General features: G+C 67.6%; 11 protein-coding genes. 9 read left to right on the top strand and 2 right to left on the bottom strand.

Annotated elements, in window-relative coordinates; all coding sequences use genetic code 11:
* Positions 1-206: 206 nt before the first annotated feature.
* Both ORK51_RS02800 and grxC read right to left on the bottom strand, forming a co-directional pair.
* Positions 207-599: a carboxymuconolactone decarboxylase family protein gene (locus ORK51_RS02800; protein WP_019185812.1), complete on the bottom strand. Its 393-nt coding sequence runs from the start codon at positions 597-599 to the stop codon at positions 207-209.
* Positions 596-895, bottom strand: coding sequence for a glutaredoxin 3 (gene grxC, locus ORK51_RS02805; RefSeq protein ID WP_019185813.1), 300 nt, complete (start codon positions 893-895; stop codon positions 596-598). Before grxC ends, ORK51_RS02800 begins: the two co-directional genes overlap by 4 nt.
* A gap of 141 nt (positions 896-1,036) precedes the next feature.
* Between grxC and ORK51_RS02810 the strand changes: the two genes are divergently transcribed.
* From ORK51_RS02810 to lpxH, 9 genes are all read left to right on the top strand, one after another.
* A complete protein-coding gene (locus ORK51_RS02810; protein WP_070426710.1) occupies positions 1,037-2,677 on the top strand; it encodes a M48 family metalloprotease in 1,641 nt (546 codons plus the stop codon).
* A gap of 132 nt (positions 2,678-2,809) precedes the next feature.
* Entirely contained in the window at positions 2,810-3,499 is a 690-nt protein-coding gene (phoB, locus tag ORK51_RS02815) for a phosphate regulon transcriptional regulator PhoB (RefSeq protein WP_019185815.1), read from the top strand.
* A 98-nt stretch (positions 3,500-3,597) separates the two neighbouring features.
* Positions 3,598-4,938, top strand: a complete 1,341-nt coding sequence (gene phoR, locus ORK51_RS02820) for a phosphate regulon sensor histidine kinase PhoR (RefSeq protein WP_019185816.1) — start codon at positions 3,598-3,600, stop codon at positions 4,936-4,938.
* Complete coding sequence (gene ppk1 / locus ORK51_RS02825; protein WP_046272386.1) at positions 4,935-7,016, top strand: polyphosphate kinase 1; 2,082 nt, start codon at positions 4,935-4,937, stop codon at positions 7,014-7,016. The genes phoR and ppk1 overlap by 4 nt, the downstream gene beginning before the upstream one ends.
* Positions 7,017-7,138: 122 nt before the next feature.
* The gene (gene ppx, locus ORK51_RS02830) at positions 7,139-8,665 is read left to right on the top strand and encodes an exopolyphosphatase (protein ID WP_266083917.1); all 1,527 of its coding nucleotides are present in this window, start codon (positions 7,139-7,141) and stop codon (positions 8,663-8,665) included.
* 230 nt (positions 8,666-8,895) lie between these two features.
* On the top strand, positions 8,896-11,805 hold the full coding sequence (locus ORK51_RS02835) for a TonB-dependent receptor plug domain-containing protein (protein ID WP_070473750.1): 2,910 nt from the start codon (positions 8,896-8,898) through the stop codon (positions 11,803-11,805).
* Between the two features lie 147 nt (positions 11,806-11,952).
* Entirely contained in the window at positions 11,953-13,092 is a 1,140-nt protein-coding gene (locus ORK51_RS02840; RefSeq protein ID WP_266083921.1) for a glycosyltransferase family 4 protein, read from the top strand.
* Complete coding sequence (locus ORK51_RS02845; RefSeq protein WP_019185821.1) at positions 13,073-13,606, top strand: phosphatase PAP2 family protein; 534 nt, start codon at positions 13,073-13,075, stop codon at positions 13,604-13,606. Before ORK51_RS02840 ends, ORK51_RS02845 begins: the two co-directional genes overlap by 20 nt.
* A gap of 85 nt (positions 13,607-13,691) precedes the next feature.
* Positions 13,692-14,435, top strand: coding sequence for a UDP-2,3-diacylglucosamine diphosphatase (lpxH, locus tag ORK51_RS02850; RefSeq protein WP_019185822.1), 744 nt, complete (start codon positions 13,692-13,694; stop codon positions 14,433-14,435).
* Positions 14,436-14,496: the final 61 nt, after the last annotated feature.

A 14,496-nucleotide genomic window follows, 5' to 3' on the forward strand; every position in this document is an offset into this window, starting at 1 on the left:
GCTGTGCGCCAGACACGCGATCGGTAGTGCCGGCCGCTGGCCGGCAACCAGGGGTGCGCTGAACGATGCGGTAGCCACCGACCGTTGGTCGGTGGAACGGCATCTCGAACATGAACGGCGCACTGCCGGGCGCCGATATCGTCGGGGCACCCAAGCAGCCGACCAACGGCCGGCTCTACCTCGGTGGGGCCGGGTCGGCCCCGACCTCAATGCTCGTGAACGGCCGGCGCTTCGGCGCCGCCTTCGAGCTGGTCCAGGAAATCGACCGCGCGGCGCAGGTGCGGGATCACGATCGAGCCGCCGACCACCAGGCCGACCGAGAAGGTCTCGAAGAACTCCTCACGGGTCACGCCGGCGTCCTTGCACTGGGCCACGTGGTAGCTGATGCAGTCATCGCAGCGCAGCACCATCGAGGCGACCAGGCCCAGCAGCTCCTTGGTCTTCACGTCCAGCGCGCCGGCCTGGTAGGTCTGGGTGTCCAGCGCGAAGAAGCGGCGCACGACCTGGTTGGGTTCGCCCAGGATGCGCTGGTTCATGCGCTGGCGGAACTCGGTGAATTCGGCGATGCGGTCCTTGCTGCCGTCGTCGGCCGCGCTCATGCCGGGTCCTGCCCGGCCAGCAACGGCTCCAGCTTGCCAGCACGGTGCAGCGCCATCATGTCGTCGTAGCCGCCCACATGGACCTCGCCGACGAAGATCTGCGGCACGCTGGTGCGGCGGGTCTTGGCCATCATCTTCTCGCGCTCGACCGGGTCCAAGTCGATCCGGACCTCGGTCCAGTCGCGGCCCTTGCTCTTCAGGAAGTTCTTGGCGGCCACGCAGTACGGGCACACCGCGGTCGAGTAGATGGTGATGGCGGGAGCGCCACCGGGGGTGGAAACAGCATCTTGGCTCACGGGAAACTCCACAGCGGAACGTTGGTCTGTATATGGTAGCGGTCCGCTGGATTTTCCACGTCACCGTCGCAACACTGTGGTTTAACTGCAGGTTGCACTGGCCCTGTCACGCTGTCGTCCGCCTTCCCCCAGGAGCTCCGTTTGCGCCCTCTGCTGCTCTCTGCCGCCTTGACCCTGGCCCTGGCCGTACCGCTGGCCGGGGCCCAGGAAAGCAAGCTGCCGGACATCGGTTCTTCGGCCGGCGAGCTGCTGACCCCGGCACGGCAGGCCGAGTACGGCGGGATGATGCTGCGCGAACTGCGCAACTACGGGTACCTGCTCGATGACCCGCTGGTCGATGACTGGCTGCAGACCATGGGTGCCCGGCTGGGCTCCAACAGCGCCCAGCCACGCCAGTCCTACACCTTCTTCATGCTCAAGGACCGGCAGATCAATGCCTTCGCGACTCTGGGCGGCTACATCGGGGTCAATGCGGGCCTGGTACTGACCGCCGAGCGCGAAGACGAGGTCGCCGCGGTGCTGTCCCACGAAATCGCCCACGTCACCCAGCAGCACGTGCTGCGCGGCGTCGAGCGCGCACAGCGCGACCAGATCCCGATCCTGCTCGGCATGCTTGCCGCGATCGTGGCCGCGCAGCAGGCCGGCGGCAACTCCTCCGGTGACGCCACCATGGCCGCGATCACCTCGGGCATGGGGCTGATGCAGCAGCGCCAGATCAATTACACCCGCTCCAACGAATCCGAGGCCGACCGCCTGGGCATCCGCACCCTGGCCCGCAGCGGCTATGACGTGGATGCCATGGCCGGCTTCTTCGAGCGCATGTCCGCCTCGATGCGTGGCAACCAGGGGGGCTACAGCGTCCCGGACTTCCTGCAGACCCACCCGGTCACCACCACCCGCATCAGCGAGGCCAAGGCCCGCGCCGAACAGATGAAGAAAGACACGGTGCTGCTGACCACCGAGGTGCCCGGCGGCGTCCGCCAGGAACGGGTGAACCCGTCCGACCCGGCGTTGTCCGATCCGCTGGTGCGGCGGAGCAACCCGTTGCTGCCGGCCTCGATGCAGATTTCGGTCAATTCGCTCAGCCGCGGCAGCACCGGTCAGTTCGAATGGGCGCGCGAGCGGCTGCGGGTGCTCAGCGCCGACACCCCGGGCGATGTCATCCGCGAATACGAGAGCCTGCAGCGCGCGCAGAAAAACGGGCTGACCGAACCACAGCGCTACGGGCTGGCCCTGGGCCGGCTGCGCAACAGTGCCGCCGCGCAGGCCAGCCGCGACCTGGCCGAGCTGCTGCGCGACCACCCGGACAACGTCTGGGTGGCACTGGCGCTGGGCGAGGCGGAGTCGCGCAGCGGACAGCAGGCCCAGGCCAACGCCCGTTTCGAGACCCTGATGCGCCAGCACCCCGGCAGCCGCCCGGTCGCGTTGACCTACGCCACCATCCTCAATGAACAGGGCGGGCGCGAGGCCGGCCAGCGCGCGCAGGCGATGCTGCGCCCGATGCTGTCGCAAAGCGGCAATGATCCGGTCTTCCAGCAGCGCTTCGCCCGCGCCAGCGAATTGGCCGGGGATACCACCCGGGCCAGCGAGGCCTATGCCGAGGCGGCCTTCCTCAGCGGCCGGCCGGAGCAGGCCCTGATCCAGCTGCAGGCCCTGAAGCGGCAACCGGACCTGGACTATGTGGGCCGGGCCCGGGTCGATGCCCGGATCGAGAGCATCACCCCGACCGTGCTGGAAATGCGCCGCCAAGGCATCGACGACCCGGAACTGGACCGCCGCTGAGGCGCCGTTCAAGGGGTCGGGATGACGGCGGGATGGCGGTCAACGACGGGAACGGCCCCCTCGTCACAAACCTGTCATGAAACCGTAGTCTACTGGGCTCAATCCCGATCTGATGAGCAATACGGTGGGCACGTGCAGAAACGCATCCTGATCGTCGATGACGAACCCGCGATCCGCGAAATGGTCGCCTTTGCCCTGCGCAAGGGCGACTATGACCCGATCCATGCCGGCGACGCCCGCGAGGCGCAGACCGCCATCGCCGACCGCGTTCCGGACCTGATCCTGCTGGACTGGATGCTTCCGGGCACCAGCGGCCTGGACCTGGCCCGGCGCTGGCGCAAAGAAGCCCTTACCCGCGAGGTGCCGATCATCATGCTGACCGCGCGCGGGGAAGAGAACGACCGCGTCGGTGGCCTGGAGGCCGGTGTCGACGACTACGTGGTCAAGCCGTTCTCGGCGCGCGAACTGCTGGCCCGCATCCGTGCGGTCATGCGCCGTGCCCGCGACGATGACGAAGACGGCAGCGTGGCGGTCGGCACGATCCGCATCGACGGCGCCGCGCACCGCGTCTTCGCCGGCGACCAGCCGGTGCCGATCGGTCCGACCGAATACCGGCTGCTGCATTTCTTCATGACCCACCCTGAGCGCGTGTACACCCGTGCCCAGCTGCTGGATCACGTGTGGGGCGGCAGCGTGTACGTGGAGGAGCGCACCATCGATGTGCACATCCGCCGCCTGCGCAAGACGCTGGAGCCGTTCGGCGCGGAGAACATGGTGCAGACGGTGCGCGGCGCCGGCTACCGGTTCTCTACCTCGACCTGAGTCTCGTCGGGCCGGGACCTGGCGCGCATGCCTGGTTCCGGCCACTCCTGCTATAACCTTGGATCGAGTCCGAGGACCGCACCTTCTGCGAGACCGCAATGCCGCGCCACATCCGTTCTGCCTGGTTGAAAACGCTGGCCACCCTCGCCGCCCTGCTGCTCGCGGCCGGCTTGCTGGGCCTGGCAGTGGGACATGTGTGGATGTGCATCGCGCTGGCCTCCATCGGCGCGCTGGCCTGGCATTACTGGCGTCTGCGCCGGGTGCTGCGTGGGCTCACCGCGCGCCATCGCTGGGACATGGGCGACGGCACCGGCGTGTGGAACGAGCTGGACCGCCTGCTCTACCGCAATCAGTGGGAAATGCGCACACGCAAGCGCCGCCTGCTCGACATGCTGCGCAGTTATCGCGCCGCCGCCGCGGCACTGCCCGATGCCGTGGTGGTGGTGGACCGCAACAGCCAGCGCGTGCAGTGGTTCAACGAAGCGGCCACCTCGCTGCTCGGCCTGCATCATCCAGGCGATCTCGGCGAGGCGCTGGTCGAACGCCTGCAGCCGATGCCGCTGGCCCACTGGCTGGCCGGTGGCCGCAATGCCGAACCCATCCTGGACGTGCCCTCGCCGGTCGATCCGGCGATCCGCCTCAACCTGCGCCTGATTCCCTACTCGCCGGACTACTGGCTGCTGATCGCGCGAGACGTCAGCAAGCTGCTTCGGCTGGAACAGGTCCGCCGCGATTTTGTCGCCAACGTTTCGCATGAACTGCGCACGCCACTGACCGTGGTGCACGGCTATCTGGACATGATGGACCCGGAGGACTTCCCCGGCACCGGCCCGATGCTGGAGGAAATGCGCAAGCAGTCCCAGCGCATGGCGCAGCTGGTCGAAGACCTGCTCACCCTGTCGCGGCTGGAATCGCAGGAGCACACCGAAGCTGAGGCCGTGGCGATGACGCCGATGCTGGCCACGCTGCGCCGTGAAGCCGAAGCGCACAGCCAGGGCCGCCACCAGATCAGCATCATCGATACGGCCGGGGTGGACCTTCAGGGCTCCAACAAGGAACTGCACAGCGCGTTCTCCAACCTGGTCACCAACGCCGTGCGCTACACGCCGGCCGGTGGCCGCGTGGAAGTGGAATTCGCCCGCGAAGCAGATGGCGTAGTGCTGTCGGTGCGTGACACCGGCTACGGCATCCCGGCCAACCATCTGCCGCGCCTGACCGAACGCTTCTACCGGGTGTCCAGCAGCCGCTCGCGCGAGAGCGGCGGCACCGGCCTGGGGCTGTCGATCGTCAAACACATCCTGGGGCTGCACCATGCCCGCCTGGACATCCAGAGCGAAGTCGGCAAGGGCAGCACGTTCTCCTGCCATTTCGATGCCGACCAGGTGCGTGCGCGCACCGAGGTCGCCTCCCTTCCTTCCGCCGAAGACTTTTCCGCATGAGTACTCCTGTTCCCGTCGCCGTACCCGTGGACGGCGATCCGCTGCGCGACCCGGCGCTGTACATCAACCGTGAACTGTCGCAGCTGGATTTCAATTTCCGCGTGCTGGCCCAGGCCATGGACCCGCAGGTGCCGCTGCTGGAGCGCCTGCGCTTCATGTGCATCTCCTGCACCAACCTGGACGAGTTCTTCGAGATCCGCGCCGCCGCCGTGCGCCATGCGCAGGAGTTCGGCCTGCCGCCGGCGCCGGACGGCATGACGCCGCAGGCGATCCTCAATGCGATCCACGACCGCGCCGCACAGCTGGTGGACCAGCAGTACCGCTGCTGGAACGAAACACTGCGCCCGGCGCTGCACGAGGCGGGCATCGACGTACTCGGTCGGCACTCCTGGAACCACCGCCAGAAGCGCTGGCTGCGCGCCTACTTCCGCAACGAGATCATGCCGGTGCTGTCTCCGCTCGGCCTGGATCCCTCGCACCCGTTCCCGAAGATCCTCAACAAATCGCTGAACATCGTGGTGGTACTCAAGGGCACCGACGCGTTTGGCCGCGCCGGGCACCTGGCGATCGTGCGTGCACCGCGCTCGCTGCCGCGCATCATCCAGCTGCCGGAGCAACTCGGCGGCCCGCAGACCTTCGTGTTCCTGTCCTCGGTGCTGTCGACCTTCGTCGATGAGATGTTCCCGGGCATGGAAGTCCAGGGGGCCTACCAGTTCCGCGTGACCCGCAATTCCGAGCTGGTGGTGGACGAGGAAGAGGTCGAGAACCTCGCCCTGGCGTTGCGCGATGAACTGGTCGACCGTGGCTACCGCCCGGCGGTCCGGCTGGAGATCGCGCAGGACTGCCCGCGCGACATCGTGCGCACCCTGCTGCAGAACTTCGGGCTGACCGAAAACGCGGTCTACCGTATCGACGGCCCGGTCAACCTCAACCGCGTGATCCAGCTGTACGACGTGATCCAGCGGCCGGAACTGAAGTACCCCGCCCTGAGCCCGCGCACGCTGCGCGACAGCGACGGGATCTTCGAGATCGTCGCGCGCCGGGACGTGCTGCTGCACCATCCCTTCGATGCGTTCACCGCGGTGCTGGATGTGATCAAGCAGGCCGCCGTCGACCCCAACGTGCTGGCGATCAAGCAGACCCTGTACCGCACCGGCAAGGACTCGCTGATCGTGGACGCGCTGATCCAGGCCGCCCGCAACGGCAAGGACGTCACCGTGGTGGTCGAGCTGCGCGCGCGCTTCGATGAGGAGGCCAACCTCGGCCTCGCCGACCGTCTGCAGGAAGCCGGCGTGCAGGTCGTCTACGGCGTGGTCGGGTTCAAGACCCACGCCAAGATGCTGCTGATCGTGCGCCGCGAAGGCCGCAAGCTGCGCCGCTATGTCCACCTGGGTACCGGCAACTACCACAGCGGCACCGCGCGCGCGTATACCGACCTGAGCCTGATCACCGCCGATGCGGATATCGGCAACGATGTGCACCTGCTGTTCCAGCAGCTGTCCGGGCTGGCCCCGCGGATGAAGCTCAAGCGCCTGCTGCAGTCGCCCTTCACCCTGCACCCGGGCCTGCTGCAGCGGATCGAGCGCGAAACGCGCCTGGCGGCCAGCGGGCGCCCCGGGCGGATCATCGCCAAGATGAACGCCCTCAACGAACCGCAGATGATCCGCGCGCTGTATGCCGCTTCGCAGGCCGGCGTGCAGATCGACCTGATCGTGCGCGGCGCCTGCACCCTGCGCCCCGGGGTGCCGGGCGTCTCGGACAACATCCGGGTGCGCTCGATCGTCGGCCGTTTCCTGGAGCACAGCCGGGTTTACTGGTTTGGCAATGACGGCGCCTCGGAGCTGTTCTGCGCCAGCGCGGACTGGCTGGAACGCAACCTGCTGCGCCGGGTCGAGACCTGTTTCCCGATCCTGGACCCGGAGCTGGCGCGCAAGGTCTACCGCGATGTGCTGCAGAACTACCTCGACGACAACCTCAACGCCTGGGAGCTGCAGGCCGACGGCAGCTACATCAAGTGCACACCAGGCCATGACGAGCCGCCGCATGCGGCGCAGATGGCCCTGCTGCAGGGTCTGTAGGTACCGACCGCTGGTCGGTACGCGGTCATTGCCTGCCCCTTCGATGCGACCGGTCGTCGCAGCCTGCCCATGTGAAGGGCGCGCGGTGACTTCGCGACCCACCGTTCGGCTAACATTCGCAAATGCCGCATACCTCCACGACACCGCCCGCTCTGCAGGATGGCGACCTGCTCGCCGCCATCGACCTGGGATCCAACAGCTTCCACATGGTCATCGCGCGATACACCCTCGGGCAGTTGCGGGTGGTCGACCGCCTGCGCGAGACCGTGCGCATGGCCGACGGCCTGGATGGCAAGGGCGGCCTGTCCGCCGAAGCCCGCCAGCGCGCGCTGGAATGCCTGGCCCGGTTCGGCCAGCGCATCCGCGCAATCCCCTCGGTGCGGGTCCGCGCCCTGGCCACCAATACGGTCCGCCAGCTGCGCTCGCCGCAGGCCTTCCTGATGCCGGCCGAAACCGCGCTCGGGCATGCCATCGAAGTGGTCAGCGGCCGCGAGGAGGCGCGCCTGATCTACCTGGGCGTGGCCCATGCGCAGCCGCCCAAGCCTGACCAGCGCCGGCTGGTGATCGACATCGGTGGCGGCTCCACGGAGTTCATCATCGGCCAGGGCATGCAGACCCTGGAGCGCGAAAGTCTGCAGGCCGGCTGCATCGCCAGCACGCGGCGCTTCTTCCCCGGCGGCAAGCTGAGCAAGAAGCGCTGGAAGGACGCACTGACCGAGATCGGCGCGGAGTTCCAGCAGTTCGCCAACAAGTACCGCGCGCTCGGCTGGCACGAAGCGCTGGGCTCGTCGGGCACGCACAAGGCGATCAGCGAAATCTGCGCCACCATGAAGCTCAGCAAGGGCGCGATCACCGCCGAGGCCTTGCCGCAGCTGCGCGATGAGCTGCTCAAGGCCAAGCGCATCGAAGACATCAATCTGCCGGGGCTGTCCGCCGATCGCCGCCCGATCATCGCCGGCGGCATCCTGGTGCTCGAGGCGGCCTTCCAGGCGCTGGGGCTGCAGAAGCTGCTGGTGAGCAAGGCGGCGATGCGCGAAGGCATCCTGTACGACATCCTCGGCCGCGCCAGCGAGAACGACCTGCGCGACGAGTCGGTCGCGGCCCTGACCCAGCGCTACGGCATCGATACCGTCCAGGCCGATCGCGTGGAGAACACCGCGATGAACCTGCTGGCCCAGGTCGAGGAAACCTGGCAGCTGGACCCGGACGATGCGCGCATGCTCGGCTGGTCCGCGCGCCTGCACGAGCTTGGCCTGATGATCGCGCACAGCGGTTACCACGTGCATGGCAGCTACGTGCTGGAGAACTCGGACATCGCCGGCTTCTCGCGGCAGGAACAGCAGCTGCTCGCCGCGCTCGTGCGCAGCCATCGCCGCAATATTTCCAAGTCCGCCTTCGATGCGCTGCCCGAGCGTCTGCTGCAACCGGCACGGCGCATGACCGCCCTGCTGCGCCTGGCGGTGCTGCTCAACCGCGCGCACGAAGACACGCCGATGCCGAAGCTGGAACTGACCGCCGAGGACGCGCGCCTGTCGTTGATCCTGCCGCAGGCGTACATCGATGCGCGTCCGCTGCTGCGCGCGGACCTGATCGGGGAAACCGAAGGCATGGCCGGGCTCGGTGTGCAGTTCCGCCCCTTTGTTGCCTGACGCTTTCCACCCGCTTCCAAACGTGCGTCTGCAGCAATTCGTGGACCGAATTCGCAGAACGCACGGCCCATGACGTATTTGTGAGAACGACCTCACATGTCCTTCATGAACGCTTAACGAATCGATCTACTCTCGGGACACCGGCCTTCATTGGGCTGGATTTTTGAAGAAGGCGGTACTTGGGTCCGCCGACTTCTTGGACGTCGTTCCGATTAGAGAGAGAGTCGATCATGTCTTCATCCACTACCCCGCTGGGGCAGGCGATCCGCCTGGCCCTGGTCGCCGGCACCGCTGGCCTGGCTTCCACCGCCGTCCTCGCCCAGGACGCCACCCCGACCACCCTGGACCGCATCGAGATCACCGGGTCGCGCATCCGCCAGGTCGATGTCGAGTCCGCCCAGCCGGTGCTCGCGATCAGCCGCGCCGACATCGAGCGGCAGGGCTTCAGTTCTGTCGCCGACATCCTGCAGAACCTGACCGCGGTAGGCAGCCCGGCGCTGAGCCGCTCCAACGTGCTCGCTGCCGGCGAAAATGCCGGCGGCACCTACATCGACATGCGCAACCTGGGCGCACAACGCACTCTGGTGCTGATCAACGGCAAGCGTCTGGGCATCAATACCGGCGGCTACCAGGACATCTCCAGCGTGCCGGTCTCGGCGATCGAACGCATGGAAGTGCTGAAGGATGGCGCCTCGGCGATCTATGGCTCGGACGCCATGGCCGGCGTGATCAACATCATCACCCGCAGCAACGTCAGCGGCGTGACCGCCAACGTCTACCAGGGCCAGTACAGCCAAGGTGATGGCGCGCGCACCAGTGTCGATGTGGTGGCCGGCTGGTCCAACGACCGTGCCTCGCTGACCTTCTCGGCCGAGCACACCGAAGAGAAGGGCGTCTGGGCACGCAACCGCTGGTTCAGCGAATTCCCGAACACCACCCGCCACCCCGGCGACAACTGGACCCAGCTCAGCCAGTGGGGCCAGATCACTGGCCTGAGGGGCCCGGGCTGCACCGCCGCGGCGGGCTGCAATTATTCGCTGGATCGCGGCGCCGACCCGACCAACCCGGCCAACTACCATCTCAGCGATCTGACCCCGTTCACCGGTGATGTCAGCAACGCACAGGAGCAGATGCACCTGATCTCGCCGCTCAAGCGCGATTCGCTGTTCCTCGATGGCCGCCTGGACCTGACCGATGACATTCGCCTGACCACCCAGCTGGGCTACAACAAGCGCACCTCCACGCGCCAGGTGGCCGGCTATCCGCTGCAGTCCGCCACCGCCGGTATCGGGCGGATGTCGGCCGACAGCTGGTTCAATCCGTTCGGCAACCACCACGGCTATGACACCCCCACCGACATCGCCTGGAACCGCCGCGCCTGGGAGGTTCCGCGGGTCAGCACCAGCGAGCTGACCACCTGGCGCGCCGTGGCCGCGCTGGAAGGCAGCTTCGAGGTGGGCGAGCGCTACTTCGATTGGGAAGTGGGCTACCAGTACAACCGCAGCGAACTGCTGCAGCGGTCGACCGGCAATCTGCACAAGGAACGGGTCAAGAACGCGGTCGGCCCGTCGTATTACAACGAGGCCACCGGCAAGGTGGAATGTGGCGTCCCGGGCGCACCGATCGCGGGCTGCATGCCGTGGAACCCGCTGGCGCCGTATGGCAGCAACGACCCCAATGGGCTGAGCGGCAACCAGGCCCTGATCGACCATCTGTTCCCGCCGGAAATCACGCGCGGCAAGACCACCACCCGCAATGCGTTCGCCAGCATCGCCGGTACGGTGATGACCCTGCCGGCCGGTGATCTGGGCTTCGCCTTCGGCGTGGAAACGCGCAAGGAGGCCGGTGAGTTCATCCCCGATGCGCTGGCCCAGAGCGGTGCCACCACCAACCTGGCCGCCGGCCCGACCGGGGGCGGCTACAAGGTCAATGAGGCCTACCTGGAGCTCAGCGTGCCGATCCTGGCCGACCTGCCGGGTGCGCGCGAGCTGAGCCTGAGCGCCGCCACCCGCCACTCGGACTACAGCACCTTCGGCACCACCCTCAACAGCAAGTTCGGCTTCAAGTGGAAGCCGATCGAACAGTTGCTGGTGCGCGGCACATGGGCGCAGGGCTTCCGCGCGCCGACCATCTCCGATCTGTATGGCGGCGGTTCGGAAACCTTCACCACCGGCTACCGTGACCCCTGCGACACCGTCTACGGGGCCTCGGCCAGCAGTGCCGAGGTGCGTGCCCGGTGCGCCGCCGACATCGCCAATGCCGACGCCTACCGCCAGCTGCGCCAGGGCGGCGTGCCGATCACCAGCAGTAGCGACCAGACCCCGGTGCCGTTCACCAACGGCTCCAACCCTGACCTGCAGCCGGAAACCTCGACCAGCCGCACGCTGGGCCTGGTCTGGAGCCCGTCCTTCGTGCCCCACCTCAACGTGGCGCTGGACTGGTGGAAGGTCCGCATCGACAACACCATCGTCAACGATCACCCCAACGACATGCTGCGCGACTGCTATGAGCAGGGCATCACCTCGCGCTGCAGCGGCTTCACCCGCGATCCGGTCACCGGCATCGTGGACCAGTTGACGTACGGCAGGCGCAACTCCGGTTTCCTGGAAACCGAAGGCTACGACCTGGAGCTGAGCCACCACCTGGATACCCGCCATGGCAAGTTGAGCACGGGGTGGACGACGACCTATGTCAGTTCCTACCTCGAGCGCACCACCAACGACGCTGATGTGGTGCCCGAAACGAAAAACGGCATCGGCAGCGGCTTCCGCGTGCGCTCCAACCTGACCCTGGGCTGGGACGTGGGCAACTTCGGCGCCAGCTGGACCGCCCGCTACTACTCCGGCGTCAAGGAACGCTGCATCAACGCACGAGCCCGACCGGACGAGTGCTCCGACCCCGGCGTGCAGGCCCCGTGGTATGCCGGCTCGCGTGACTACAACGAGCGCGGCTCGGTCACCTTCCACGACGTGCAGTTCCGCTACTCCCTGCCGTGGGACGCCACCGTCTCGGTCGGTGCCAACAACGTGTTCGAGAAGTACGGCCCGATCATGTACACCCAGCCGAACTCGACGTTCTCGTACTACGGCGGTTACGACATCGGCCGCTTCCTGTACATGAAGTACCAGCAGCGTTTCTGATCGCCGCCCGGTAACCTCGCTTGATCACCACGGCCCTTCGGGGCCGTGGTGTTTTTCTGCCGGCGTGCGCGTCATGCCGGCGTCATACGGCGGTCATGTCGGCTACATCGCCCGGCCCCAGCATGCGTGGCATACCGGAGGCCCGCCATGCGCTATGCCATCGTCACCGAAACCTATCCCCCGGAAGTCAACGGCGTCGCCCTGACCGTGCAGGGCCTGGAACTGGGGCTGCGTGCCGCCGGCCACCAGGTGGATCTGGTCCGGCCCCGGCAACCGTCCGATGTGGACAACGCCGAAGGCACCGTCCTGGTCACCGGCGCCAACCTGCCGCGCTACCCCGGCCTGCGCTTCGGCCTGCCCGCGCCCGCCCGGTTGAGCCGCCAGTGGCAGCAGCAGCGGCCGGACGCGATCTACATCGCCACGGAAGGCCCACTGGGCTGGTCGGCACTGCGCACCGCGCGACGCCTCGGCATTCCGGTCGCGACCGGCTTCCATACCCGCTTTGACGAATACCTGCCCGACTACGGCGTGGCCTGGCTGCAGGCCGCCGCGCTGCGCTGGATGCGCCGCTTCCACAACCAGGCCGATGCGACGCTGGTGCCGACCCAGGAGCTGCAGCAGTTCCTCGGCGAGCAGGGCTTCGACCGCGTCCGCCTGCTGGCGCGCGCGGTGGACAGCAGCCAGTTCGAACCCGAGCGGCGCGACCCGGCGCTGCGCGAGGAATGGGGCATCGACGGCAACGGATTCGCGGCGATCCATGTCGGCCGCATCGCCCCGGAGAAGAATCTCGGGCTGGCGGTCAAAGCGTTCCGCCGCCTGCAGCAGGTACGCCCGAAGGCGCGCTTCATCTTCGTCGGCGATGGCCCAGCGCGCGCCAGGCTGGCCCACGACAACCCGGACTTCATCTTCTGCGGCGTGCAGCGCGGCGATGCGCTGGCGCGCCATTTCGCCAGCGGCGATCTGTTCCTGTTCCCCAGCCGCAGCGAGACCTTCGGCAACGTGACCCTTGAAGCCATGGCCAGCGGACTGGCCACGGTCGCCTTCGACTACGGCGCCGCCCGCGAATACCTGCTTACCGATGAGAACGGCATCGCCGTAAGTGACGACAGCGAGTTTGTGACCGCCGCCGTGCAGCTGGCCGGCGACGATACGTTGCGCCACCGGCTCGGCCGTAACGCCGCCACGGCGATGAAGCGCCTGCATCCGCAGCACGTGGTCGCCGAGTTCGATGCGCTGCTCGCTGAACTGGCCCACGCCCGGAGGGCACATGCCGACCACGCCGCTTGACGCCCTGCGTGGCCGCGAAACGCGCTGGTGCCGCCGCGCCAACCACTATTGCCGGCACCGCCGGATCCGCCATGCCTTCGCGGTGATCAGCCGCCTGGGCGATGGCGCCTTCTGGTACGCACTGATGGGTGCGCTGGTGCTGCTGGATGGCTTGGACGGCCTGCGCGCCTCGCTGCACATGGCCGCCACCGGCTTGATGGCCCTGCTGCTATACAAGGGCCTCAAACGCTGGACGCGACGCCCGCGGCCCTACGCCGCCGACCTGCGCATCCGCGCCTGGGTGGCGCCGCTGGACGAGTTCAGTTTCCCGTCCGGGCACACCCTGCACGCGGTGTCCTTCACGATCGTGGCACTGGCCTATTACCCGTGGCTGGCCCCGGTGCTGGTGCCCTTTACGATGCTGATCGGGCTGTCGCGGGTCGTGCTGGGGCTGCATTACCCCAGCGATGTGCTGGCCGCGACCGGGATTGCCGCCCTGCTGGCGGCGGCCAGCCTGCAGTGGCTGCCGCTGTAGCGGCCATGGCCGTGCTGCGTTGACGCAGCCAGGCGCTTCACCCTGCAGCGATGCCTCGCCCGTGATCCCGTTTTACAATGCGGGCATGACCACGCTGTTCATCTCCGATCTGCACCTGGACCCGAGTCGTCCAGCCATCACCGACCTGTTCCTGGCGTTCCTGCGCGATGAAGCGATGCAGGCCGATGCCCTGTACATCCTGGGCGATCTGTTCGAAGCCTGGATCGGCGATGACACGCCCTCCCCGGCCGCCGATGCGGTCGCGGTCGCGCTGCATGCCGTGGCCGACGCCGGCGTGCCGGTGTACTTCATCCGTGGCAACCGCGATTTCCTGGTCGGCGAGGACTATGCGCGCCGCGCGGGATTCACGATCCTGCCCGACCCGAGTGTGATCGATCTGTACGGCCGCCCGGTGCTGCTGCAGCATGGCGACCTGCTGTGCACCGACGACACCGCTTACCAGCAGTTCCGCGCACAGACCCGCGACCCGGTGTTCCAGGCGCAGTTCCTGTCGCAGCCGCTGGCCGCGCGCATTGCCTTCGCGCAGAAGGCCCGCGATGCCAGCCAGGCGCGCCAGTCGGAAATGAAACAGGGGGACCGTGCCCAGTTCGAGACCGTCACCGATGTCGCGCCGGCGGAAGTGGACGCTACCTTCGGCCGCTACGGCGTGGACACCATGATCCACGGCCATACCCACCGCCCCGCCATCCATGCCCTGCAGGCCGGGGGCCGCGATTGCACGCGCATCGTGCTGGGCGACTGGTACGAACAGGGCTCGGTGCTGCGCGTCACCCCGGACGGCTGGACACTGGATTCGCTGGCGAGCTGACGCCGGCAGCGGCCCTGCCTGCCGTGCTGTTCCGGCGCGGGGCTTCCGCGCTACCTTAGCC

Source organism: Stenotrophomonas sp. RIT-551 (assembly GCF_026241915.1).
Lineage (GTDB): Bacteria > Pseudomonadota > Gammaproteobacteria > Xanthomonadales > Xanthomonadaceae > Stenotrophomonas > Stenotrophomonas bentonitica_A.

What these genes read in the sequence shown, in the direction of transcription:
- ORK51_RS02835 (WP_070473750.1), top strand. Translation starts at nt 8,896, where the DNA reads ATGTCTTCATCCACTACCCCGCTGGGGCAGGCGATCCGCCTGGCCCTG.
- lpxH (WP_019185822.1), top strand. Translation starts at nt 13,692, where the DNA reads ATGACCACGCTGTTCATCTCCGATCTGCACCTGGACCCGAGTCGTCCA.
- ORK51_RS02845 (WP_019185821.1), top strand. Translation starts at nt 13,073, where the DNA reads ATGCCGACCACGCCGCTTGACGCCCTGCGTGGCCGCGAAACGCGCTGG.
- ppx (WP_266083917.1), top strand. Translation starts at nt 7,139, where the DNA reads ATGCCGCATACCTCCACGACACCGCCCGCTCTGCAGGATGGCGACCTG.
- ORK51_RS02840 (WP_266083921.1), top strand. Translation starts at nt 11,953, where the DNA reads ATGCGCTATGCCATCGTCACCGAAACCTATCCCCCGGAAGTCAACGGC.
- ppk1 (WP_046272386.1), top strand. Translation starts at nt 4,935, where the DNA reads ATGAGTACTCCTGTTCCCGTCGCCGTACCCGTGGACGGCGATCCGCTG.
- ORK51_RS02800 (WP_019185812.1), bottom strand. Translation starts at nt 599, where the DNA reads ATGAGCGCGGCCGACGACGGCAGCAAGGACCGCATCGCCGAATTCACC.
- phoR (WP_019185816.1), top strand. Translation starts at nt 3,598, where the DNA reads ATGCCGCGCCACATCCGTTCTGCCTGGTTGAAAACGCTGGCCACCCTC.